General features: G+C 64.7%; 16 protein-coding genes, 2 tRNA genes and 2 rRNA genes. 7 read left to right on the plus strand and 13 right to left on the minus strand.

Translation table 11 applies throughout. The features are described from left to right. Window positions 1-5: 5 nt before the first annotated feature. From SK095_RS10505 to SK095_RS10525, 5 genes are all read right to left on the minus strand, one after another. Window positions 6-2,896: ribosomal RNA gene (locus SK095_RS10505) — 23S ribosomal RNA — on the minus strand. 247 nt (window positions 2,897-3,143) lie between these two features. Beyond that, window positions 3,144-3,219 (minus strand) — tRNA-Ala (locus SK095_RS10510). 31 nt (window positions 3,220-3,250) lie between these two features. Further along, window positions 3,251-3,327 (minus strand) — tRNA-Ile (locus SK095_RS10515). 66 nt (window positions 3,328-3,393) lie between these two features. After that, window positions 3,394-4,930 (minus strand): 16S ribosomal RNA (locus tag SK095_RS10520). Together the 16S and 23S rRNA genes with 2 tRNA genes alongside form the textbook arrangement of a ribosomal RNA operon. Window positions 4,931-5,459: 529 nt before the next feature. Next, the gene (locus SK095_RS10525) at window positions 5,460-6,794 is read right to left on the minus strand and encodes a DEAD/DEAH box helicase (protein ID WP_320548822.1); all 1,335 of its coding nucleotides are present in this window, start codon (window positions 6,792-6,794) and stop codon (window positions 5,460-5,462) included. Window positions 6,795-7,049: 255 nt separating this feature from the next. On the opposite strand from SK095_RS10525, the gene SK095_RS10530 reads away from it, so the two are divergent. Together SK095_RS10530 and SK095_RS10535 are read left to right on the plus strand one after the other, a co-directional pair. Then, window positions 7,050-7,949 carry a LysR family transcriptional regulator gene (locus SK095_RS10530; protein ID WP_320548823.1) on the plus strand — a complete coding sequence of 300 codons (900 nt, stop codon included), beginning with the start codon at window positions 7,050-7,052 and terminating at the stop codon, window positions 7,947-7,949. Window positions 7,950-8,007: 58 nt separating this feature from the next. After that, window positions 8,008-8,562: a peptidylprolyl isomerase gene (locus SK095_RS10535; protein ID WP_320548824.1), complete on the plus strand. Its 555-nt coding sequence runs from the start codon at window positions 8,008-8,010 to the stop codon at window positions 8,560-8,562. 65 nt (window positions 8,563-8,627) lie between these two features. Here the strand turns inward: SK095_RS10535 and SK095_RS10540 are convergent, their stop codons facing one another. Both SK095_RS10540 and SK095_RS10545 read right to left on the minus strand, forming a co-directional pair. Next, window positions 8,628-9,755, minus strand: a complete 1,128-nt coding sequence (locus SK095_RS10540) for a GNAT family N-acetyltransferase (RefSeq protein WP_320548825.1) — start codon at window positions 9,753-9,755, stop codon at window positions 8,628-8,630. Between the two features lie 88 nt (window positions 9,756-9,843). Beyond that, complete coding sequence (locus SK095_RS10545; RefSeq protein ID WP_320548826.1) at window positions 9,844-11,139, minus strand: OprO/OprP family phosphate-selective porin; 1,296 nt, start codon at window positions 11,137-11,139, stop codon at window positions 9,844-9,846. A 225-nt stretch (window positions 11,140-11,364) separates the two neighbouring features. Here SK095_RS10545 and SK095_RS10550 point away from each other — a divergent pair, with 225 nt between their 5' ends. From SK095_RS10550 to SK095_RS10560, 3 genes are all read left to right on the plus strand, one after another. Next, entirely contained in the window at window positions 11,365-11,739 is a 375-nt protein-coding gene (locus SK095_RS10550; RefSeq protein WP_136490730.1) for a hypothetical protein, read from the plus strand. A 54-nt stretch (window positions 11,740-11,793) separates the two neighbouring features. Next, window positions 11,794-13,764 (plus strand): alkaline phosphatase D family protein, encoded by a 1,971-nt coding sequence (locus SK095_RS10555; protein WP_320548827.1) that lies wholly within the window; start codon window positions 11,794-11,796, stop codon window positions 13,762-13,764. 67 nt (window positions 13,765-13,831) lie between these two features. Next, complete coding sequence (locus SK095_RS10560) at window positions 13,832-14,359, plus strand: hypothetical protein (protein WP_320548828.1); 528 nt, start codon at window positions 13,832-13,834, stop codon at window positions 14,357-14,359. A 52-nt stretch (window positions 14,360-14,411) separates the two neighbouring features. On the opposite strand, the gene SK095_RS10565 is transcribed toward SK095_RS10560, so the two are convergent. The 3 genes from SK095_RS10565 to SK095_RS10575 form a co-directional block, all read right to left on the minus strand. Further along, the gene (locus SK095_RS10565) at window positions 14,412-15,020 is read right to left on the minus strand and encodes a lipid-binding SYLF domain-containing protein (RefSeq protein ID WP_320548829.1); all 609 of its coding nucleotides are present in this window, start codon (window positions 15,018-15,020) and stop codon (window positions 14,412-14,414) included. A 177-nt stretch (window positions 15,021-15,197) separates the two neighbouring features. Beyond that, complete coding sequence (hrpA, locus tag SK095_RS10570) at window positions 15,198-19,223, minus strand: ATP-dependent RNA helicase HrpA (protein WP_320548830.1); 4,026 nt, start codon at window positions 19,221-19,223, stop codon at window positions 15,198-15,200. A 60-nt stretch (window positions 19,224-19,283) separates the two neighbouring features. Further along, entirely contained in the window at window positions 19,284-20,486 is a 1,203-nt protein-coding gene (locus SK095_RS10575; RefSeq protein ID WP_320548831.1) for an MFS transporter, read from the minus strand. Between the two features lie 103 nt (window positions 20,487-20,589). On the opposite strand from SK095_RS10575, the gene SK095_RS10580 reads away from it, so the two are divergent. Beyond that, window positions 20,590-21,480: a LysR family transcriptional regulator gene (locus tag SK095_RS10580; RefSeq protein ID WP_320548832.1), complete on the plus strand. Its 891-nt coding sequence runs from the start codon at window positions 20,590-20,592 to the stop codon at window positions 21,478-21,480. 1 nt (window position 21,481) lies between these two features. Here the strand turns inward: SK095_RS10580 and fadD1 are convergent, their stop codons facing one another. Further along, a complete protein-coding gene (gene fadD1 / locus SK095_RS10585; RefSeq protein ID WP_320548833.1) occupies window positions 21,482-23,170 on the minus strand; it encodes a long-chain-fatty-acid--CoA ligase FadD1 in 1,689 nt (562 codons plus the stop codon). Between the two features lie 233 nt (window positions 23,171-23,403). Here fadD1 and SK095_RS10590 point away from each other — a divergent pair, with 233 nt between their 5' ends. Next, window positions 23,404-23,874 carry a MaoC family dehydratase gene (locus tag SK095_RS10590; RefSeq protein WP_201487962.1) on the plus strand — a complete coding sequence of 157 codons (471 nt, stop codon included), beginning with the start codon at window positions 23,404-23,406 and terminating at the stop codon, window positions 23,872-23,874. 119 nt (window positions 23,875-23,993) lie between these two features. On the opposite strand, the gene ccoM is transcribed toward SK095_RS10590, so the two are convergent. Both ccoM and SK095_RS10600 read right to left on the minus strand, forming a co-directional pair. Beyond that, a complete protein-coding gene (gene ccoM, locus SK095_RS10595) occupies window positions 23,994-24,110 on the minus strand; it encodes a cytochrome c oxidase subunit CcoM (protein WP_280142154.1) in 117 nt (38 codons plus the stop codon). A gap of 248 nt (window positions 24,111-24,358) precedes the next feature. After that, the gene (locus SK095_RS10600; RefSeq protein ID WP_168772537.1) at window positions 24,359-24,520 is read right to left on the minus strand and encodes a hypothetical protein; all 162 of its coding nucleotides are present in this window, start codon (window positions 24,518-24,520) and stop codon (window positions 24,359-24,361) included. Window positions 24,521-24,556: the final 36 nt, after the last annotated feature.

A 24,556-nucleotide genomic window follows, 5' to 3' on the forward strand; every position in this document is an offset into this window, starting at 1 on the left:
GTTATATGGTCAAGCCTCACGGGCAATTAGTACTGGTTAGCTCAACGCCTCACAACGCTTACACACCCAGCCTATCAACGTCGTAGTCTTCGACGGCCCTTCAGGGGGATCGAGTCCCCAGTGAGATCTCATCTTGAGGCGAGTTTCCCGCTTAGATGCTTTCAGCGGTTATCTCTTCCGAACATAGCTACCCGGCAATGCCACTGGCGTGACAACCGGAACACCAGAGGTTCGTCCACTCCGGTCCTCTCGTACTAGGAGCAGCCCCTCTCAAATCTCAAACGTCCACGGCAGATAGGGACCGAACTGTCTCACGACGTTCTAAACCCAGCTCGCGTACCACTTTAAATGGCGAACAGCCATACCCTTGGGACCGGCTTCAGCCCCAGGATGTGATGAGCCGACATCGAGGTGCCAAACACCGCCGTCGATATGAACTCTTGGGCGGTATCAGCCTGTTATCCCCGGAGTACCTTTTATCCGTTGAGCGATGGCCCTTCCATACAGAACCACCGGATCACTAAGACCTACTTTCGTACCTGCTCGACGTGTCTGTCTCGCAGTCAAGCGCGCTTTTGCCTTTATACTCTACGACCGATTTCCGACCGGTCTGAGCGCACCTTCGTACTCCTCCGTTACTCTTTGGGAGGAGACCGCCCCAGTCAAACTACCCACCATACACTGTCCTCGATCCGGATGACGGACCAGAGTTAGAACCTCAAGATTGCCAGGGTGGTATTTCAAGGATGGCTCCACGCGAACTGGCGTCCACGCTTCAAAGCCTCCCACCTATCCTACACAAGCAAGCTCAAAGTCCAGTGCAAAGCTATAGTAAAGGTTCACGGGGTCTTTCCGTCTAGCCGCGGATACACTGCATCTTCACAGCGATTTCAATTTCACTGAGTCTCGGGTGGAGACAGCGCCGCCATCGTTACGCCATTCGTGCAGGTCGGAACTTACCCGACAAGGAATTTCGCTACCTTAGGACCGTTATAGTTACGGCCGCCGTTTACCGGGGCTTCGATCAAGAGCTTCGCTTGCGCTAACCCCATCAATTAACCTTCCGGCACCGGGCAGGCGTCACACCCTATACGTCCACTTTCGTGTTTGCAGAGTGCTGTGTTTTTAATAAACAGTCGCAGCGGCCTGGTATCTTCGACCGGCATGGGCTTACTGAGTAAATCATTCACCCTCACCGGCGCACCTTCTCCCGAAGTTACGGTGCCATTTTGCCTAGTTCCTTCACCCGAGTTCTCTCAAGCGCCTTGGTATTCTCTACCCAACCACCTGTGTCGGTTTGGGGTACGGTTCCTGGTTACCTGAAGCTTAGAAGCTTTTCCTGGAAGCATGGCATCAACCACTTCGTCATCTGAAAGATAACTCGTCATCAGCTCTCGGCCTTAGGATCCCGGATTTACCTAAGATCCCAGCCTACCACCTTAAACTTGGACAACCAACGCCAAGCTGGCCTAGCCTTCTCCGTCCCTCCATCGCAGTAACCAGAAGTACAGGAATATTAACCTGTTTCCCATCGACTACGCTCTTCAGCCTCGCCTTAGGGACCGACTAACCCTGCGTCGATTAACGTTGCGCAGGAACCCTTGGTCTTTCGGCGTGGGTGTTTTTCACACCCATTGTCGTTACTCATGTCAGCATTCGCACTTCTGATACCTCCAGCGAGCTTCTCAACTCACCTTCACAGGCTTACAGAACGCTCCTCTACCGCGCATCTTGCGATGCACCCGCAGCTTCGGTGTGTGGTTTGAGCCCCGTTACATCTTCCGCGCAGGCCGACTCGACTAGTGAGCTATTACGCTTTCTTTAAAGGGTGGCTGCTTCTAAGCCAACCTCCTAGCTGTCTAAGCCTTCCCACATCGTTTACCACTTAACCACAACTTTGGGACCTTAGCTGGCGGTCTGGGTTGTTTCCCTTTTCACGACGGACGTTAGCACCCGCCGTGTGTCTCCCACGCTGACACTTCCAGGTATTCGGAGTTTGCATCGGTTTGGTAAGTCGGGATGACCCCCTAGCCGAAACAGTGCTCTACCCCCTGGAGTGATACGTGAGGCGCTACCTAAATAGCTTTCGAGGAGAACCAGCTATCTCCGAGCTTGATTAGCCTTTCACTCCTATCCACAAGTCATCCCCTACCTTTTCAACGGGAGTGGGTTCGGTCCTCCAGTCAGTGTTACCTAACCTTCAACCTGCTCATGGATAGATCGCCCGGTTTCGGGTCTATACCCAGCGACTAAACGCCCTATTAAGACTCGCTTTCGCTACGCCTCCCCTAATCGGTTAAGCTCGCCACTGAATATAAGTCGCTGACCCATTATACAAAAGGTACGCAGTCACCTAACAAAGTAGGCTCCCACTGCTTGTACGCATACGGTTTCAGGTTCTATTTCACTCCCCTCTCCGGGGTTCTTTTCGCCTTTCCCTCACGGTACTGGTTCACTATCGGTCAGTCAGTAGTATTTAGCCTTGGAGGATGGTCCCCCCATATTCAGACAAAGTTTCTCGTGCTCCGTCCTACTCGATTTCACTTCAAGGATCCTTTCGCGTACGGGGCTATCACCCACTATGGCCGCACTTTCCAGAGCGTTCCGCTAAAATCCAAGAAGCTTAAGGGCTAATCCCCGTTCGCTCGCCACTACTAAGGGAATCTCGGTTGATTTCTGTTCCTCAGGGTACTTAGATGTTTCAGTTCCCCTGGTTCGCCTCTTGCACCTATGTATTCAGTACAAGATACCCGGGTTATCCCGGGTGGGTTTCCCCATTCAGAGATCTCCGGATCAAAGTCTGTTTGCCGACTCCCCGAAGCTTATCGCAGGCTACCACGTCTTTCATCGCCTCTGACTGCCAAGGCATCCACCGTATGCGCTTATTCACTTGACCATATAACCCCAAGCAATCTGGTTATAATCGTGAATTACGACATTCGCCGAAAACTTGCGCTTGAACTCGCAAATTTTACCTTGACCTGAAAAGTGCAGTGAAAACACTCTCCAGTTCAATACTTCTATCACTTACCCAAATTTTTAAAGAACGATTCTGGCGCAAAGACCAGAAATCAATGTTTCATCCTCGAAATCGTCCACCGGACGACAGGGGTAAACACTCATTTCTGAGCTTTCGGCGATAATGGTGGAGCCAAGGAGGATCGAACTCCTGACCTCCTGCGTGCAAAGCAGGCGCTCTCCCAGCTGAGCTATGGCCCCATCTTTCGATCGGCCTGCGCACCACGACAATTGGTGGGTCTGGGCAGATTCGAACTGCCGACCTCACCCTTATCAGGGGTGCGCTCTAACCAACTGAGCTACAGACCCAATCGCCTTTCGCGAGTGAATCAAGCAATTCGTGTGGGAGCTTATGAAGAAGCTGAAGTCTTCGATTAAGGAGGTGATCCAGCCGCAGGTTCCCCTACGGCTACCTTGTTACGACTTCACCCCAGTCATGAATCACTCCGTGGTAACCGTCCCCCCGAAGGTTAGACTAGCTACTTCTGGAGCAACCCACTCCCATGGTGTGACGGGCGGTGTGTACAAGGCCCGGGAACGTATTCACCGTGACATTCTGATTCACGATTACTAGCGATTCCGACTTCACGCAGTCGAGTTGCAGACTGCGATCCGGACTACGATCGGTTTTGTGAGATTAGCTCCACCTCGCGGCTTGGCAACCCTCTGTACCGACCATTGTAGCACGTGTGTAGCCCTGGCCGTAAGGGCCATGATGACTTGACGTCATCCCCACCTTCCTCCGGTTTGTCACCGGCAGTCTCCTTAGAGTGCCCACCATAACGTGCTGGTAACTAAGGACAAGGGTTGCGCTCGTTACGGGACTTAACCCAACATCTCACGACACGAGCTGACGACAGCCATGCAGCACCTGTGTCTGAGTTCCCGAAGGCACCAATCCATCTCTGGAAAGTTCTCAGCATGTCAAGGCCAGGTAAGGTTCTTCGCGTTGCTTCGAATTAAACCACATGCTCCACCGCTTGTGCGGGCCCCCGTCAATTCATTTGAGTTTTAACCTTGCGGCCGTACTCCCCAGGCGGTCAACTTATCGCGTTAGCTTCGCTACTAAGTTCTCAAGGAACCCAACAGCTAGTTGACATCGTTTACGGCGTGGACTACCAGGGTATCTAATCCTGTTTGCTCCCCACGCTTTCGCACCTCAGTGTCAGTATCAGTCCAGGTGGTCGCCTTCGCCACTGGTGTTCCTTCCTATATCTACGCATTTCACCGCTACACAGGAAATTCCACCACCCTCTACCGTACTCTAGCTCAGTAGTTTTGGATGCAGTTCCCAGGTTGAGCCCGGGGCTTTCACATCCAACTTGCTGAACCACCTACGCGCGCTTTACGCCCAGTAATTCCGATTAACGCTTGCACCCTTCGTATTACCGCGGCTGCTGGCACGAAGTTAGCCGGTGCTTATTCTGTTGGTAACGTCAAAACTGCAGGGTATTAGCCGACAGCCCTTCCTCCCAACTTAAAGTGCTTTACAATCCGAAGACCTTCTTCACACACGCGGCATGGCTGGATCAGGCTTTCGCCCATTGTCCAATATTCCCCACTGCTGCCTCCCGTAGGAGTCTGGACCGTGTCTCAGTTCCAGTGTGACTGATCATCCTCTCAGACCAGTTACGGATCGTCGCCTTGGTGAGCCATTACCTCACCAACTAGCTAATCCGACCTAGGCTCATCCGATAGCGTGAGGTCCGAAGATCCCCCACTTTCTCCCGTAGGACGTATGCGGTATTAGCGTTCCTTTCGAAACGTTGTCCCCCACTATCGGGCAGATTCCTAGGCATTACTCACCCGTCCGCCGCTGAATCAGAGTGCAAGCACCCGTCATCCGCTCGACTTGCATGTGTTAGGCCTGCCGCCAGCGTTCAATCTGAGCCATGATCAAACTCTTCAGTTCAAATCAATTCGGGTTTTGAGAAAACCCTAAACTTGGCTCAGCAATCGCAAAAAACTCTCGAATTCACGAGTGTTACTTGTGATGCTGATAATCTTGCGACTGTCAGTCTTACCTCACAAGCACCCACACGAATTGCTTGATTCAACTTGTTAAAGAGCGTTTCGATCGATTTACTCAGCGCTTTCGCTGAGTCTCAACCGAGGCCGCGTATTCTACAGCAGCCTTTCAACCTGTCAAGCGTTTTTCGAAAGTTTTCTTTTCGAATCAACCGCTTGCGCTTCAGCGAAGAACTCGACCACCGAAGCGAGGGAGATGGATCATACAGCAACCAGAGCCGCTGTCAACATCTCCGAACAACGCGCCTTCAGCCCGGAGACTGACGACACCGCAGGAAAGCAACCCTGCACCCCCACCACCACTCTGACCCAAGCACTTGATTTACAAGGCTTTTCGATCAGCTTGCCGCTGGAAGTGGGCGTATTATAGAGACATCGGCGGCGACGTCAACGGCTTTTTTCAGTTTTCCTACTCAGCCCTCGACTGCCCCCGGCTTCTTGCGCCTGGGGGCCACGAAACCATCACCGAGAGCCGGGGCCGGGCTTTTCTTCTCGCCCTTGCGGGTCGGCGACTTGCTGCTGCTGCCCTTGGCCGCAGTCCCAGACTTCTTGGCCAGCTTTTTCTTCTTGCTGCCCGCCGCCTTGCCGGATGCCTTGAGCTTCTTCGGCCCAAGGTAACTGCCCAGCAGTTCCTTGATCTGGCGACGCTCGAAGGACTGCCTGAGGTAGCGCTCGATACTGGACATCAGGTTCCAGTCGTTGTGGCAGATCAGCGAGATCGCCTGGCCCGCCTGCCCGACGCGACCAGCGCGACCGATGCGGTGGACATACTCGTCGCCGCTACGCGGCATGTCGAAGTTGATCACCAGGTCGATCCCTTCGATGTCCAGGCCACGTGCGGCCACGTCGGTGGCGATCAGCACATTGATGTTGCCCTGACGCAGGCGCTCGACCGCCTCCCGGCGCTCCTCCTGGGTCTTCTCGCCGTGCAACACGTAGGATCTCACCGCCGAGGCACGCAGCACGCCGGACAGGCGATCGGCTTGGGCTCGGGTATTGGTGAAGACGATGGCCTGGGCGAAGGACTCGTGAGCCAGCAGCCACTGCAGCAGGCGCTCCTTGTGCGGCACATCGTCGGCCGTGATGATCTGCTGGCGGAGGTTTTCGTTCAGCTCGTCCCGACGATTGAGCAACAGCACCTCCGGATCACGCAGTACCGCGCTGACCACCTGCCCCAGCGCCCGTTCACCGGCAGTGGCCGAGAACAGCAGGGTCTGCCGCTCTTGCGGGCAGGCACTGGCGATCTTCAGCACGTCTTCGCTGAGCCCCATGTCGAGCATGCGGTCGGCCTCGTCGAGTACCAGTACCTCGACATCGCCCAGCGTCAGGCTGCCGGTCTCCAGGTGGTTGAGTACCCGCCCCGGGGTACCGATCACGATCTCGGGATTCTTGCGCAGCGCGGCCGCCTGTTCCTTGAAGCCTTCGCCGCCGGTAACCAGGCCGGCCTTGATGAAGGTAAACTGAGCGAAGCGCTCGACCTCCTTGAGCGTCTGCAGGGCCAGTTCGCGGGTCGGCAGCAGGATCAGGGCGCGCGCGCCAGCCTGCGGCTTGCTGTTCTGGAGCAGATGGTGCAGCAGCGGCAGGACAAAGGCTGCCGTCTTGCCGCTGCCGGTCTTGGCGGTCACCCGCAGGTCGCGCCCCGCCAAGGCCGGCGGGATGGCTGCCGCCTGAACCGCAGTCGGCTCGGTGAAGGACAGGGACGACAACGCCTTGAGCAGTCGCTCATGCAAACCGTAATCAGCAAACACAGCCTACCTCGAATGATGAAAATCGCTGGCGCATAGACTACCCCAATGCGCGCCATCACTCAGGCGTTGTTTGCAGGACAGCGCGGATGAGCGCGCCGCGCATCGCCCTGGCCGCTCGACCGTCACTGCTCTGTCCGTGGGAAAACGGATCAACGCCAGGGATATTCGATAAATGATCACCGAAAACCACTACAAGGCATCGAGTTGATTGATATACCCTCGAATCAACAGCCCAATTCATCATGAGCACGGTCGATGAAAGCCCCCCGCGTAACTCTCGAGCAATGGCGTACCCTGCAGGCGGTCGTCGACCACGGCGGCTTCGCTCAGGCGGCCGAAGCACTGCACCGCTCGCAGTCGTCGATCAGCTACACGGTCGCCCGCATGCAGGAGCAGCTCGGCGTACCGCTGCTGCGCATCGACGGACGCAAGGCAGTGCTCACCGAAGCAGGCGCCCTGCTCCTGCGGCGCTCGCGGCAACTGGTCAAGCAGGCCAGCCAGCTCGAGGAGCTTGCTCATCACATGGAGCAGGGCTGGGAAGCCGAGGTACGCCTGGTCCTGGACGCCGCCTATCCGACCCGCCAGGTGGTCGAAGCCCTCTCCGCCTTCATGCCGCAAAGCCGCGGTTGCCGCGTGCTGCTGCGCGAGGAGGTGCTGTCCGGCGTCGAGGAGGCGCTCACCGAGGGCGAGGCCGATCTGGCCATCAGCGGCCTGATCCTGCCCGGCCAACTGGGTACCGACCTGGCCAACGTCGAGTTCGTCGCCGTCGCTCACCCCGATCACGCACTGCATCGCCTGCAGCGCGAGCTGACTTTCCAGGATCTGGAAGCCCAGCTACAAATCGTCACTCGCGACTCCGGCCGTCGCCAGCAGCGTGACGTCGGCTGGCTCGGCGCGGAACAGCGCTGGACCGTTGGCAGCCTGGCCACCGCTGCCACCTTCGTCAGCAGCGGTCTCGGCTTCGCCTGGCTGCCCAGCCACCTGATCCAGCGCGAACTGGCAGAAGGCAAGCTCAAACCGCTGCCACTGGGCAACGGGGCCCGACGCGAGATGCGCTTCTTCCTCTACCCGAACAAGGACCGGCAGATGGGTCCCGCTACCCGCATCCTCAGCGAACTGCTGCGCCAGAGTGCCCTCGCAAGCAACAATGCCTGACCCGCTGCCGATCCCCCGAGCAACCGATTTCGATCCCCCCACCACAGGAAGCCCCTCCATGCTGAAGAAACTCGCCATGACCGCCTGCGCCCTTTTCCTCTCCGCCAGTGCGCTGGCCGCCGAGGCACCGCGTGTACTGCTCACCACCAGCCTCGGCGACATCGAGGTCGAACTGAACGAGGAAAAGGCGCCGATCAGCGTGAAGAACTTCCTCGGCTACGTCGACAGCGGCTTCTACAACGGCGTGCAGTTCCACCGGGTCATCCCCGGCTTCATGATCCAGACCGGCGGCTTCACCGCCGACATGCAGCAGAAGGACACCCGCGCGCCGATCAAGAACGAGGCCGACAACGGCCTGCACAACGTGCGCGGCACACTGGCCATGGCCCGCACCAACATGGTCGACAGCGCCACCAGCCAGTTCTTCATCAACCTGACCGACAACGCCTTCCTCGATCACGGCGGCCGCGACTTCGGCTATGCGGTATTCGGCAAGGTGGTGCGCGGCATGGAGGTGGTCGACCGGATCGCCCGCGTGCGTACCGGCAACCGCGGCATGCACCAGAACGTGCCGGTCGAGCCGGTACTGATCGAGTCGGCCAAGCGCCTGTAAGTCCCGGCTCTGCTCCCGGGGGCGAGGCCACGGTCTCGCCCCCGGCGCATTGCCCTGCACAGGACCTACTCCTGACGATAGGGCAGCGCCTCGCATGCCTGCTCGGCATAGCGCCGCACTGCCGCACACTCCTCATGCAGAAAGTCCGCCACTGCCGCCCGCAAGCCGGGATGGCACAGGTAATGCCAGGAGCGGGTCAGCACCGGCTCGAAGCCGCGGACCAGCTTGTGCTCGCCCTGCGCCCCCGCGTCGAAGCGCGCCAGTCTCTCACCGATGGCCATGTCCAGTCCCTGGTAGAGGCAGGCCTCGAAGTGCAGGCGATCGAACTCCGCCAGACAGCCCCAGTAGCGACCGTACAGGCAATCGCCATCCACCAGGAAGAAGGCCATGGCCACCGGGCGACTGCCCTGGCGCGCCAGCACCACGCGGATCGCTTCCGGCATTCGCGCGGCCAGCAGGCTGAAGAAGGCGCGGGTCAGATAGGGATGTTGCCCGCGTACGGCGTAGGTGTTGGCGTAGCAGGCATACACGAAATCCCATTCCGCCTCGGTCAGTTGACCACCTTCGCGCCAGTCGAAGTCGAGGCCCTGCGCCTTCACTTGCTCGCGCTCCCTGCGCAGTTGCTTGCGCTTGCGCGAACTCAGGGCATCGAGGAAGTCCTGGAAATCGCGATAGCCACGATTGAACCAGTGGAACTGGCAGCCAAGACGCTCCAGCCAGCCCTCACGCCCCGCCAGCACGCCATCGGCAAAGGCGTCAGTGAAGTTCACATGCAGCCCGGACAGCCTCAGCCCGGGAAGCTGCGCGCTCACGGCATCGAGCAGTCCACCGGCCGCCGGCGCATCGCGCGCCAGCAGGCGCGTGCCGCTCACCGGGGAAAAGGGCACCGCCGCCAGCAGCTTGGGGTAGTAGGCGATGCCGGCACGCTGGCAGGCATCGGCCCAGGCCCAGTCGAACACGTATTCGCCACGCGAATGACTCTTCACGTAGGCCGGCATGGCCGCCAGCAGCCGGCCATCGGCAGCGCGCAGCAGACGATGGGCCGGCTGCCAGCCGGTACGCGTGCCGACGCTGCCGCTGTCCTCCAGGGCGGCGAGGAAGGCGTGGCGCAGGAAGGGCTGGCCGTCGGCCAACAGGGCATCCCACTGCGCGGCGGGCAGTTCACCGATACGCTCAAGGGTCTGGATGATCATCGGCACAGTCTGGCCCGGCCTGCGGACGAAAAAAAGCCCCGCCGGAGGGCGGGGCTGGAATGGGGCTGTTGCGGATGAAACGGACTGCTTAGAACACGTACTGGGCGCGGACCACGAAACCGTCGCCGTCGTCGTCGCCGACAGTGTTGGCGGCGTTGTCGGTCTTGGCCTTGACATATACACCGCTCAGCTTGACCGCTTCGTTGGCGTACCAGTTCACGCCCAGGTTGTGCACCTTGCCTTCGACATCGTCGATGGCGGCAAAGACGCCGTTGTCGTCTTCCACGCTGATGTTGTCGTAGCGGTAGAACACTTCCCAGGCACCGACCTGCTTGTTCTCCGGCTTGATCTTGTCGAACTTGCCGAGCTTGTACTCGCGGGCCTCGCCAGTGAGGGTGTAAGCGAGCTGAGCGTAATAGCCGGTAGCCTCGATGTCCTGGACGCCGGCGGCGTCGCCTTCCAGGTCACGCTGGATGTATTCGCCCTGCACCGAGAACGGGCCCATGGCGAAGGCGGCTTCCAGACCCCAGGCGCTGTCGTCGCCGTAGGTGCCGGCCGCACTGTTGGCGCCACCGAGCAGCAGGCGGTTGCCGTTGGGGCCGGCGTCGTTGCCACCGCCGGTGCTCACGCCGCGCATGCCCAGGCGGCTGCGGATACGGGTGTCGACCGCGGTGTCGGAAAGGTCGCGCTGGGCGAAGTTGGCACCCAGGTGCAGGACGTTGCCGGACTCGTGCAACGGAGCGAACACGCCGCGCAGGTTGACCTGCTTGACGCTTTCGCCGTCGACGTCGTTCTGGTCCTTGGCGCTCACACCGACGGAGCCGAACAGCGACTCGGTGGGAGTGGCGGAAACCTCGATGCCCAGACCATTCTGGTGGCCGTTGGCCCAGTCGACCAGATCATAGGCAGCGTTGCGCTCCTGGGCGGTCACCCACTTGGAGCTGGTGGCCTTCTCCAGACCGAAGGCCGGGTCGAAGCGACCGACCTTGATGGTTACCGGCTTGAAGCCGGTGTAGGCGATGGAGGCCTCGTCGAAGTAGCCGTCTTCCTGGCTGCCGGCGTTGTGGGAGAAGTCGTAGTTGATGGTGTAGGCCCAGTCCTTGTAGGCCACGCCGGAAATTTCCAGGAAGGCACGGCGGAAATAGGCAGCATCGGCGGTGTTGCCATTAACAGTGTAGAAGCCATCGAAGCTGCTGTAGTCTGCCTGCAGACGACCGCCGACCTTGAAGGCGAATTCCTTGTCCGCGGTAGCGACTTCCAGACCACCCTTGGTCTTGAGGACGATATCGGCGCCGTCGGTGGTCACGGTACCGGCAACGGCTTGAGCGGAAACGGCCAGGGCCAGGGCGCTGGCGGCGATGCCGGCGAAGTGCTTGCGGATCATCAAGTATTCCCCTTATACGATTTGACGTTGGTAAACACGCGGGCCTGGCCCGTCTCGTTCTGGGGGGAATATTCGTGGCAGACTGTGTCAACCAAGTTGCTCTAATGTAAAAGTTTTATTACACCGGAACTTTTCCCGTTCGAATTCGCACAGGTACGGCGGCGCGCTTGACGGCCCCCACGCGGAGCGTCAAGGACGCGCCTTGGCGCAATCTGGAGGCGCAACATGTCCACTCCATCTCCCCGGCTCGGCCATTACGCTCTCGGCGCCATCGCGGCCTGCTTTCTGGTCAACCTGCTGGTCCGCAGCGTGCTCAAGGTCGGAGGCCCGTTAGCCACCCTGCTGGCCGCCAGCGTGGTGGCCTTCGGCCTGGCCGGGGTGTTCCGCTGGCGCACCGGGCGTCGCCCCTATCCGGTCGAGCGGCGCGCGCTGGTCGGTCTCTATGCGCTCGGTCTCGGCCTGCTGTATGCCGGCCTGCTGGCGCTGATGTATCTCAAGGAGGAGCCCGGCCTGCCCGGCCAGTTGCTGTTCGCCGCCCACTACCTGGCCTACCCGCTGCTGGCCTGGATCGCCCTGGCGCCGGAGCGCGACGGGGAATGAACCGAACGCTCGCCGCACTGACCAAGACGAGGTCATTCGTCGCACGCGTGAAACATGAACGCCCTACCCTTGCCTGACGCCCACCGCAACGACCTGCCCGCCGTCCTTGCCGGCCCGCTGCTGCGCCGCCTCGAAGCCCGCCGCCTGGTGCTGTGGCTGGTCGCCTCGCGGCCGCTGGAAGCCCGCCTGCAGCTCGCCTGGGACGACGCGCAGCGCGGCCTGGTCGAGCTCGACCTGCCGCTGGGCGACTCCCGCTGCCAGCGCCTGGCCGTCGGCCGCCATGCCTGGCTGCACCTGATCGACGTCCGCCTGGATGAACCGCTGCCGGTCGACACCTTCATCTATTACGACCTGCATATAGAAGAAGAGGACGGCGGCACCCGGGCGATCGCCGACTGGGCCCCTCATCTGTTGTACCCGGGACAAGCGCGGCCGGATTTCGTGCGCCGCGGCCGCCTCGATCACCTGCTGCACGGCTCCTGCCGCAAGCCGCATCACCCCAGCAAGGACGGTCTGCTGCAGGCCGACGCGCTGCTCGCCGCCACTCGCTCGCAGCCGGCCGAGCGGCCGGCGCTGCTGATGCTCAGCGGCGACCAGGTCTACGCCGACGATGTCGCCGGCCCGATGCTGGTGGCCGTCCACCGCCTGATCGAACGCCTCGGCCTGTACGGCGAGCACCTCGACGGCGCCACGGTCAGTACCAGCGAGGCCCTCTACGCGCACCCGGCCGGCTACTACCGGCGCGAAGACCTGCTGCCCGCCTACACCGCCAACGAGGAACTGCGCGAGCGCTTCTTCGGCGGCGTGAAGAAGCCGGTGTTCACCAGCGCCAACGCGCACAACCACCTGGTCACCTTCGCCGAGGTGCTGGCCATGTACCTGCTGGTCTGGTCGCCCACTCCCTGGCAGTTGATCGCTCCGCGCATGCCGGAGCTGCCCGAGCACCTGGCGACTCGCTACCGTGCGGAGGAGCCCCTGATCCGCGCCTTCGTCGCCGACCTGCCGCAGGCCGCGCGGGCCCTGGCCCAGCTGCCGTGCCTGATGATCTTCGACGACCACGACATCACCGACGACTGGAACCTCTCCGCGCGCTGGGAGCAGAGTGCCTACGGCCACCCGTTCTCGCGACGCATCGTCGGCAACGCCCTGCTCGGCTACCTGCTGTGCCAGGGCTGGGGCAACTGCCCGGAGGCCTTCGCTGGCGAGCTGCCGGCGATCCGCGAGTTGCTCGCCACCCCGGACCGGCAGCAGCGGCTGAGCGCCGAAGCGCAGGACGCCGTCATCGACCGCCTGCTGACCTTCGACCACTGGCACTACAGCCTGCCCGGCCAGCCACTCTTGCTGGTGCTCGACACCCGCACCCGCCGCTGGCGCAGCGAAAGCTACCTGAGCCGCCCCTCCGGCCTGATGGACTGGGAAGCCCTCTGCGAGCTGCAGCACGCCCTGCTCGACGAGCCGGCGGTGGTCATCGTCTCGCCCGCGCCGATGTTCGGCGTCAAGCTGATCGAGATCGTCCAGCGCCTGTTCACCTGGGCCGGCTACCCGCTGCTGGTCGACGCGGAAAACTGGATGGCCCACCGCGGCGCGGCCAAGGTGATGCTCAACATCTTCCGCCACTCGCGCACGCCGGCGAACTACGTGATCCTCTCCGGCGACGTGCACTACTCCTTCGCCTACGAGGTGCACATCCGCCACCGCGACAGCGGTCCGCGCATCTGGCAGATCACCAGCAGCGGCATCAAGAACGAATTCCCGCGCCGCCTGCTCGACTGGTTCGACCGCCTCAACCGCTGGCTGTACGCCCCGCATTCGCTGCTCAACTGGTTCACCAAGCGCCGCCGCATGCAGATCACCCCGCGCATCCCCAGCCGCAGCCAGCGCGGCGAGCGCCTGTGGAACGGCGCCGGCCTGGGCCAGGTGCGCCTGGACGAACAGGGCCGGCCCTGCGAGATCCGCCAGCTGAACGCCGACGGCGCGGAGCCGACGTGCTTCGAGGCCATCGCGCGGCAGGAAATGGACGGCTGAGCCCGGGGCTCACCCGCGCGCCGATTTGGCGCATACTGGATACACAGCAGCCAGCTCCGGAGACCCCATGCTGCCCCGCACCCTCGAAGAACTGGATGCCCTGCGCGACGAGTGCAAGGCCATGGTGACCAGGCGCGCAGGCCTCTCCGCCGGCGCCGCGGTGCTGCCGATCCCCGGCCTCGACCTGGGCACCGACATCGCCCTGCTGATCGAGCTGATCCCGGCGATCAACCAGAAGTTCGGCCTCGGCGCCGAACAGGTCCGCGGACTCGACCCGAAGCTCCAGCGCATCGTGCTGGTCGGCGCCACCAGCCTGGGCAACAACCTGATCGGCAAGTGGGTGACCCAGCAACTGGTCATGCAGATGCTGCAGCGCCTCGGCATCCGCGTCGCCACCAAGACCGCTGCCAAGTTCGTGCCCATCCTCGGCCAGGCACTGGCCGCCTCGATCAGCTTCGGCGCGATGAAGCTGCTCGGCAATGCCCACGTCGAGGACTGCTACAAGGTGGCCAGGCAGGCCCTGCTGGCACAGGAGCCGGAGCAGATCCGGGTGATCGAGGTGACCCCGGAGATGGTCGAGGTCGCCCGCCCCTGACGCCCTGCCCACCCGGCGGGCGCGGCCTGCCGGGTGAGGCGGCGCTGGCGAGCTACTTCTGCAGCTTGGTGATCTTGGTGCCCTGGATGCCGATCCCGGCCATCAGCCCCTTCTGGTCGAAGACGAAGGCATAGATGTCGTCCTTCATGGTCGCGGTGGTGGCGTTCCTGGCCACGCCCTCGTCGACCACCACCACGGTCGGGCCGACGCCGACCTCGAAGCCGTCCACCTTGTCGAGCGCCTGGAAGGCCTCGTCGGTCATGAACATCATCGCGTAGCCGTACTTCTGCACCCCGGCCTGCAGGCCGTAGGAGGCCCCGGCGGTGCTGTAGTAGGCGACGGCCTTGCCGCCGCGGATCAGCGCGCCCTCGCCGTACTGGCCACCGATTACCAGACCGGCCTTGGTGATGCTGGGAAACACCAGGATCGCCCGGGCCTTCTCGCCCAGCACCTTGGCCGCCGGTACCTTCGCATACAGGTCCTGCAGGGCGGCATGCGCCTCCTTGTCGAGCTGCGCCGCATCGGCGGCGCGGGCCGGGCTGGCCGCAAGCACGAGCAAGACGCTGATGATCGCGGCGAGCAGCATCTGCCAGGCCTTGCTCACGGCCACCTGGGGCACAGCGACCGGCTCGGCGCGCGAGACGGACTGGACAAGTTTCATGATTCACCTCCGCAGGGGAAAACTCGGCGTGGTCCAGCCACTGCAAGTCAGGAGATGACGCCTGCCCACGCTGGACGCGGCGCGCGGATGCACGCCAGAAAAACGCTAGTTCGTGCCGCAAGGGTGGTCAATTCCGCTCCTCCGACCCTGGATACCGCGCCGCGCCAGCGGCCCGCTTCAGGCCTCCACCGCCGCCCACTGCTTGTTCAGGCGCTTGTCCGACACCGCCATGCGGGTGCCCAGCTGCTGGGCGAACAGCGACACCCGGTATTCCTCGAGCATCCAGCGATACAGGGTCAGCTCGGGATCGCGCTTGCCTTCCTGGGCGTGCTTGGCGGCACGCGCCTGGTACTGCTCCCAGTAGCCGGCCAGCTCGCCGCTCCACACCCGGTCGCGCTGCAGCTGGCTGCCGACCTTGTCCAGGCGCTGCTCGATGGCCTTGAGGTAGCGCGGATATTCCCTGAGCCACTCGGCCGGGGTCTGGCGCACGAAGCCGGGGTAGACCAGGTTGGCCAGCTGGGCCTTGATGTCGTTGAGCGCCACCGCCATGGCCAGGTCGATGCGCCCCTTGAAGCGCTTCTGCAGGCCGTGCCAGAGCTTGAGTATCTCCAGCACCAGCTTCGCCAGGCGCTCGGCGTGCTCGCTCCAGCTGCCGCGCTTGCGCTCGGCCAGCGCGGCCAGCGCGGCGCCGTCGCGCGGCAGCGGGCTTTCGCCTTCGAGGATGCAGCTGTCCAGGCTGGCCAGCAGGATGTCCTCGACCAGCGCCTCGACGCGGCCCAGCTCGCGGTACAGCAGGCCCATCTCGGTGATCCCCGGCAGCTTGCCGCGCAGGTACTTGGCCGGCTCGGCCAGCTGTTGCAGCAGCAGCCGCTGCAGGGCGCGGCGGTGCTGGAACTCGGCCTCGGCCTGGGTCGGGAAGCGCCCTTCCTTGACCGCACCGTTGTCCTCGACCAGCGCCGGATAGACGGTCAGCGACAGCCCGGCGATCTTCTGCTGGGTGCTCTGCGCCACGCTGAAAGCCTTGGCCTCCACCGGTTTGGCCTCGGCCTTGCTCTCGGGGAGGGCCAGCGCGGCCTGGCTGGCCTCGGCGAAGCGCGCGGTCAGCTCGGCCAGGTCGCGGCCCTCGCCGAGGAACTTGCCGCGCGCATCGACCACCTCGATGTTCATCTTCAGGTGGCTTTCCAGCTGGGCGGCGGCGTCCGCCCAGGCCTCCTCGGGCACCCGGGCGCCGGTCATGCGCTGCAGTTCGCGGCCGAGCGCCTCGGGCAAGGCGCCCTCGCCGAAGGCCAGCTTGGTCAGCGCGGCGCCGACGAAGTCCGGCACCGGCACGAAGTTCTTGCGCAGCGCCTTGGGCAGGCCGCGCACCAGCGCCACGCACTTGGCCTCCAGCAGGCCCGGCACCAGCCAGTCGAGGCGCTCGGCCGGCAGCTGCGGCAGCAGCGGCGCCGGCACGCGCACGGTGACGCCGTCGCGCGGGTGGTTGGGCTCGAAATGGTAGGACAGCGGCAGCTGCAGGCGGCCGATGCTCAGGCTGTCCGGGTACTGCTGCGCGGTGACCTCGCGGGCCTCGCGGGCCAGCACGTCCTCCTCGCGCATGATCAGCAGCTGCGGGTCTTTCGCGCTCTCGCGCTTGTACCAGCTCTCGAAGCTGGCGGTCTGGTAGACGTCCGCCGGCAGGCGCGCGTCGTAGAAGGCGAACAGGGTTTCCTCGTCGGCGAGGATGTCGCGGCGGCGCGCCTTGGCTTCCAGCTCGTCGAGCTTGTCCAGCAACTGGCGGTTGGCGGCGAGGCACCTGGCGCGGCTGTTGATCTCGCCGCGCACCAGGCCCTCGCGGATGAACAGCTCGCGCGAGGCCGCCGGGTCGACCGGCCCGTAGTGCACCGGCCGGCGGCCGACGATGATCAGCCCGTAGAGGGTGACCTGCTCGAAGGCCACCACCTGGCCGCGCTTCTTCTCCCAGTGCGGTTCCAGGTGGTTGCGCTTGAGCAGGTGCGGCGCCAAGGGTTCGATCCAGTCGGGGTCGATCTTCGCCACCATGCGCGCGAACAGCTTGGTGGTTTCCACCAGCTCGGCGGCCATCACCCACTGCGGGCGCTTGCGGCCGATGCTGCTTCCGGGGTGCAGCCAGAAGCGCCGCTGGCGGGCGCCGTTGTAGTCGCCTTCCTCGGTCTTCTGGCCGATCTGGCTGAGCAGGCCGGCGAGCAGCGCCTTGTGCACGGCGGCGTAGTTCTTCAGGGTCTGCGCGGCCTGCTGGCGCTCGTCCTGGGCGGCGACGGCGTGACGGGCGCGCTGGTCCAGCTCGCCCGTCACCACGGGCGCGGCGACCGGCTCCGGCGCTTCCAGCTGGTTGAGCGGCAGCTTGAGGTCGCGGCAGGTGAGCAGCAGCTGGCGGTGGGCGTCGCGCCACTCGCGCAGGCGCAGGTAGTTGAGGAAGTTGCGGCGGCACCAGTTGCGCAGCGCGTTGGCGCCCAGCGCCTGGCGCTGCGCCTCGAAGCCGTGCCACAGGTTGATCAGCGCGGCGAAGTCGGAATCGGGATTCTTCCACTGCGCATGGGCCTGATCGGCGGCCTGCTGGCGCTCCATCGGCCGCTCGCGCGGGTCCTGCACCGACAGCGCGCTGGCGATGACCAGCACCTCGGCGAGGCTGCCCTGCTGGGCGCCTTCCAGCAGCATGCGGCCCAGGCGCGGGTCGATCGGCAGGCGCGCCAGCTGGCGACCCAGCGGGGTCAGCTGGTTGTCGCGGCCGACCGCGGACAGTTCCTGCAGCAGGTTGAAGCCGTCGCTGATCGCCTTGCCTTCCGGCGGCTCGATGAACGGGAAGTCCTGGATGTCGCCGAGGCGCAGATGCAGCATCTGCAGGATCACCGCGGCCAGGTTGGTGCGCAGGATCTCCGGATCGGTGAATTCGGGGCGGCCGAGGAAGTCCTCCTCGCTGTACAGGCGGATGCAGATGCCCGGCTCGACCCGGCCGCAACGGCCCTTGCGCTGGTTGGCGCTGGCCTGCGACACCGCCTCCACCGGCAGGCGCTGCACCTTGGCGCGGTAGCTGTAGCGGCTGATCCGCGCGGTGCCCGAGTCGATCACGTAGCGGATGCCCGGCACGGTCAGCGAGGTCTCGGCGACGTTGGTGGCCAGCACGATCTTGCGCCCGCCGGCCGGCTTGAAGATCTTCTGCTGCTCGGCCGGGGTCAGCCGCGCGTACAGCGGCAGCACCTCGGTGTGCCTGAGGTTGGCCTTGCGCAGCACCTCGGCGGCCTCGCGGATCTCGCGCTCACCGGGGAGGAACACCAGCACGTCGCCCGGGCGCTTGCCAATCGCGCGCTCATGCGCCTCGATCTCCTCGAGGGCGCGCAGGATGCCCTGGTCCACCGACAGGTCGTCGAACAGCGGCTCGCCGTTCTCGTCCAGCTCGGCGGCCAGCGGCCGGTACCAGGTCTCCACCGGGTAGGTGCGCCCGGACACCTCGATGATCGGCGCATCATTGAAGTGCCTGGAGAAGCGTTCCAGGTCGATGGTCGCCGAGGTGATGATCACCTTGAGGTCGGGGCGGCGCGGCAGCAGGTTCTTCAGGTAGCCGAGCAGGAAGTCGATGTTCAGGCTGCGCTCATGGGCTTCGTCGACGATCAGGGTGTCGTACTTCTCGAGGAAGCGGTCGTGCTGGGTCTCGGCGAGCAGGATGCCGTCGGTCATCAGCTTGACCAGCGACTGCTCGCCGCTGTGGTCCTCGAAGCGCACCTGGTAGCCGACCAGCTCGCCGAGCGGCGTGCCCAGCTCCTCGGCGACCCGGGTGGCGACGCTGCGCGCGGCCAGGCGGCGCGGCTGGGTGTGGCCGATCAGCCCGGCCACGCCGCGCCCGGCTTCCAGGCAGATCTTCGGCAGCTGGGTGGTCTTGCCCGAGCCGGTCTCGCCGGCGATCACCACCACCTGGTGCTTCTCGATGGCCGCACGGATCTCCTCGCGGCGGGCGGCGATCGGCAGGGCGTCGTCGTAGCGGATGCGCGGCACGCTGGCGCGGCGCGCCGCGACCTTGGCCATGGATGCCTGGAAGCGCTCCAGCCACTGCGCCAGCCGGCCCTCGTCCCACGCCGGCGTGCCGGCCTGCTTGCGCAGCTCGAGGAGCTGGCGGCGCAGGCGGTGGCGGTCGGCGTTGAGCGCCTGGTCGAGGTTGTTCAGCAGCTGGTCGAAGGCGGGTACGGCACTCATCGGGCGGGCATCGGCAGGCAATTCGGGGCGCCGATTGTCGCAGATTTGCCCGCCAGCGGGTCAGTCCCGTACCACCGCCGCCGGTGCCGCGCCACGCCGGCCGAGCGCCAGCCAAATGCCCAGCGCCACAACGCCCAGCGCCGCGCCGGCTGCGCACACGCCACGCCAGCCGAACGCCTCGTACAGCGCCGCCGAACTCAGCGAACCCAGCGCGCCGCCGACGAAGTAGCCGGCCATGTAGCCGGCGTTGATCCGGCTGCGCGCCTCGGGACGCAGCCGGTAGACCTGGTTCATGTTGCTGACGTGGGTCAGCTGCACCGCCAGGTCGAGCAGCACCACGCCGACCAGCAGCGCCGCCAGGGAGCCGCCGGCGAAGCCCAGCGGCAGCCAGGACAGCGCGAGCAGCGCCAGCCCCAGGGTGATGGCCTGCGCGGCGCGCCCGCGGTCGGCCAGCCGCCCGGCCAGGCTGGCGGCCAGCGCGCCGACCGCGCCGACGATGCCGAACAGGCCGATCACCCCGTCGGAGTAGCCGTAGGGCTCGGCCGACAGCAGGAAGGCCAGCGGCGTCCAGAGCATGGCGAACAGGGCGAACGTCAGACCGCCGAGCAGGGTATACAGGCGCAACTCCGGCTCCTCGCGGAACAGGACGAAGACCGAGGCGAGAAGCCGGGGATAACCGAGGCGCTCCGGGTGGCGGTAGCACGGCAGGGCGAACCACAGCGCCAGCGCGGTGGCCGTCATGGCCGCCGCGGCGAGGAAGTACACGCCGCGCCAACTGCCCAGCTCGGACAGGCTGCCGGCCACGGTGCGCGCCAGCAGGATGCCGAGCAGCAGGCCGCTCATCAGGGTGCCGATCACCCGGCCGCGCTCGGCGGGCGCGGCCAGGGTCGCGGCGAAGGGCACCAGCACCTGGGCGACGGACGAAAAGGCCCCGGCCAGGGCGGTGCCCAGCAGCAGCACGGCGAAACTCGGTGCACAGGCGCTGAGCAGCAGGCCGGCGGCGACCAGCAGGGTCATGCCGACGATCAGCCCGCGGCGCTCCAGCAGATCGTCGAGCGGCACCAGCAGGATCAGGCCCAGCGCGTAGCTGACCTGGGCGGTGGTGACCAGGGTGCCGGCGCGGGCATAGGACAGGCCGAATTCGTCGGCCAGGGTCTGCAGCAGCGGCTGGTTGTAGTAGTTGCTGGCCACCGCCACGCCGGTGGCGAAAGCCATCAGCAGCACTAGCCAGCGGCTCAAGGGAGGGGTTGGGTGTTCGTGCATGGTCTCGTCCTCGCCAGGAAGGGGGGCGCAGTATCCGGCCGACCAGGCGATGACAGAAATGAATTGTTAAGATTGCTGAAATCTATAAAAAGGATTGAAAGCCATGAACCTCAAGCAGCTCGAATTCGCCATCGCCCTCGCCGAGGAAGGCCACTTCACCCGCGCGGCGCAGCGCTGCAACGTGGTGCAGTCCGCGCTCAGCCACCAGATCGCCCGCCTGGAGGAGGAGCTGGGCGCGCCCCTGTTCGAGCGTCGGCCGCGCCGGGTGGTGACGACCCCGGCCGGCGAGGCGCTGCTCCGCGAGGCGCGCCAGGTGGTGGAGACGACCCGGCGGATTCCCGCCCAGGTGGCCGCGGTGGCCGGCGAGGTGCGCGGCTGCCTGACCGTCGGAGCGATCTCCTCGCTCGACCTGTTCGACATCGTCGAGCTGCTGGCTGCCTTCCACCGCCGGTTCCCGCACATCGACATCGGCCTGCGCCAGGAGCACAGCGACCTGCTGCTGGAGGAGGTGCGCAAGGGCAGCATCGATCTGGCGTTCGTCGGCGTGGCGACCAGCAAGCCGCTACCGGGCGTGGAGAAGCGCCTGCTGGTCGAGGAGGAACTGGTCGCGGTGTTGCCCCCCGGACACCCGCTGGCCGACCGCGCGCGTCTGCGTCTGGAGGAATTACAGGACCTGCCGCTGGTGGACTTCCCCGCCGGCAGCAGCGCGCGCCAGCAGACTGACGAGGCCTTCGCCGCCCTCGGCCTGGCACATCGGGTGAGTTTCGAGATCAGCCACCTGCTCCTGCTGGAGCGCCTGGCCCGCGGCGGCCTGGCGGTCGGTCTGGCACCGGCCAGCAGCGCCGCCACCTTCGTCGGCCTGCCGCGCATCCCGGTCGCCGACGCGCCCAAGCGCCGGGTGTACGCCATCTGGTCGAGCCATCCGACCCCAGCCACCCGCGAGCTGCTCGCAGAGCTGGACACGCTGCTCGCGGCCGGTCCGGCGGGCGCCTGACTCAGGCCGCCGCGCGCTTCTTCAGCTCCTCCTCGCGCAGCTCGCGGCGCAGGATCTTGCCGACGTTGCTGGTCGGCAGCGAGTCGCGGAACTCCACGTGGTGCGGCACCTTGTAGCGGGTCAGGTTGGCGCGCATGTGCGCCAGCACCTGCTCCTCGCTCAGCTCGGCGCCGGGCTTGCGCACCACGAACAGCTTGATCGCCTCGCCGCTGCGCTCGTCCGGCACGCCGATGGCCGCGCCCATCTGCACCCCCGGCAGGCTGGCCAGCACCTCCTCCAGCTCGTTGGGGTACACGTTGAAGCCGGACACCAGGATCATGTCCTTCTTGCGGTCGACGATGCGTATGTAGCCGTCCGCCTGGATCACCGCGATGTCGCCGGTCTTCAGCCAGCCGTCGGCGCCGAGCACCTCGGCGGTGGCCTCCGGGCGCTGCCAGTAGCCCTTCATCACCTGCGGACCCTTGACGCACAGCTCGCCGGGCACGCCGAGACCGAGGTCGTTGCCGGCCTCGTCGATCACCTTGCACTGGGTCGAGGGCATGGGAATGCCGATGGTGCCGGGCTGGTTGTGCTGGCGCGGATTGACCGATACCACCGGGCTGGTCTCGGTCAGCCCGTAGCCCTCGCAGATGGCACAGCCGGTGACCTCCTTCCAGCGCTCGGCCACCGCCTGCTGCAGGGCCATGCCGCCGGAGATGGTCAGCTTCAGCGCGGAGAAGTCGAGGCGGCGGAAGTCCTCGCTGTTGCATAGGGCGACGAACAGGGTGTTGAGGCCGACGAAGCCGCTGAACTTCCAGCGGCCCAGTTCCTTGACCATCGCCGGCAGGTCGCGCGGATTGGTGATCAGCAGGTTGTGGTTGCCGAGCAGCATCATCGCCATGCAGTGAAAGGTGAAGGCGTAGATGTGGTACAGCGGCAGCGGGGTGACCAGGGTCTCGCAGCCCTCGCCGAGGTTGGCGGCCATCAGCGCCTGGCACTGCAGCATGTTGGCGATCAGGTTGCGGTGGCTGAGCATGGCGCCCTTGGCCACCCCGGTGGTGCCGCCGGTGTACTGCAGCACCGCCACCTCGTCGGCCTTGGGCTGCGCCTCGCGCAGCGGCCGGCCGCGCCCGCGTGCCAGCACCTCGGTGAACTTCACCGCCTGCGGCAGGTGGTAGTGCGGCACCATCCTCTTCACGTAGCGCACCGCGGCGTTGACCAACCAGCGCCTGGGCGCCGGCAGCAGATCGCCGACCTCGGTGACCACCACGTGGCGGATGGCGGTGTGCGGCAGCACCTGCTCGGCCAGATGGGCGAGGTTGGCCAGGCAGACCAGCGCCTTGGCGCCGGAGTCGTTGAACTGGTGCTGCATCTCCCGCGCGGTGTACAGCGGGTTGGTGTTGACCACCACCAGCCCGGCGCGCAGCGCGCCGAACACCGCGACCGGGAACTGCAGCAGGTTGGGCAGCTGGATGGCGATGCGGTCGCCGGGCACCAGGTCGGTGTGCTCCTGCAGCCAGGCGGCGAAGGCGCCGGACAGCTGGTACAGCTCGCCATAGCTGAGGCTGCGGCCGAGGTTGCTGAACGCCGGCTTGTCGGCGAAGCGCTGGCAGGATTCGCGCAGCACCGCCTGGATGTTCGGGTAGCGGTCGGGATCGATCTCGCTGGCAATGCCTGCCGGGTACTTGTCCGTCCAGAAGTTCTCGCTCATCGCGCCTCTCCCCCGCGTGTGGCTGCACCGGTCGCCAGCCCCGCTGACGCGGCTGCCTGCCCTGGCGCTCTTGTTATGTATGGCCCGCAGCAGCATGCGCTGCAAGCGGACACCCCCGAGGATAACAGCAGCACTGGGCCACGGGGCTGAACAGCGTCGCGGCGACGCGGTAACCTGAAGGCTCAGGGCCGGCGTGCGCCAGCCCCCTAGCCCCTCTCGCTCAAGGAGAACGCATGAGCCTGGTAGAGAACACCCCCTACGACGAACTGCAGGTCGGCCAGAAGGCCAGCTATCCGCACCGCGTCGCGGAGCGCGACGTGCAGCTGTTCGCCGAAGTCTCCGGCGACCGCAACCCGGTGCACCTGGACGCCGAGTACGCCGCCACCACCCAGTTCAAGGAGCGCATCGCCCACGGCATGCTCACCGGCGCGTTGATCAGCGCGGCCATCGCCACCACCCTGCCCGGCCCGGGGACCATCTACCTCGGCCAGAACCTGCGCTTCACTCGTCCGGTGAAGCTGGGCGACGAGCTCAGCGTCGAGCTGGAGGTGCTGGAGAAGCTGCCGAAGAACCGCGTGCGCATCGCCACCCGCGTGCTCAACCAGCAGGGCAAGGCGGTGGTGGAAGGCGAGGCCGAGGTGATGGCGCCGCAGGACAAGCTGCGCATCGCCCTGACCGAGCTGCCGCCGATCACCGTCGGCTGAGCCCCTCGGAAACGCCAGCGCCCGCATTCGTGCGGGCGCTGTGCTTTTCTGCAGGCAAAAAAAACGGGCGACCGAAGTCGCCCCAAATGCCTTGCGTGCTCGTGAGTCGGGAAGGATCTCTACTTCTTGCTGCCTTTCTGTGCGTCCTTCCAGACGAAATATCCAAATCCACCCAGGAAGCCGGCCGTCAGTACGACGATCACGATGCCGGCGATTACTACCTCGTCCATAAACATGGCTCGTTCTCCGCTCATGTCCTGCTGTTGAAGCCAGATTACCCATACCCGGGCAGGGGAAATTGACCCGGATCAACTGGCACCAACGACCCTGCCGGTGAAGGCGGGCTAATCCTGACGCAGATCAACGGAGCGGCACCCGGGCAGGACGCCCTGCGCGAAAAACGGCGCACCAGAAACACCGCGGGCGCCATCTGTGGCGCCCGACCTGGGAAAAACGGCGCGCCCTGGCGCGCGAGGATGCGGCTTCAGCGCTTCTTCGGCTTGCCGCGGCTCTTGGCCTTCTTCTTCGCGGTCAGCGGCAGGGCCTGCTCGAACAGCTGGCGGACGTCCTGCAGGCGCTTCTCGTGCAGGTCGTGGATGCGCCGCTCGCGCTCGGCGGCGAAGTCGATCAGGGTCTCGTCACTCATGGCGTCTTCCGGCGCAGTGGATGGGGATGCCTGCAT

Origin of the sequence: Pseudomonas sp. AN-1 (genome assembly GCF_034057115.1) — a bacterium.
GTDB lineage: Bacteria > Pseudomonadota > Gammaproteobacteria > Pseudomonadales > Pseudomonadaceae > Geopseudomonas.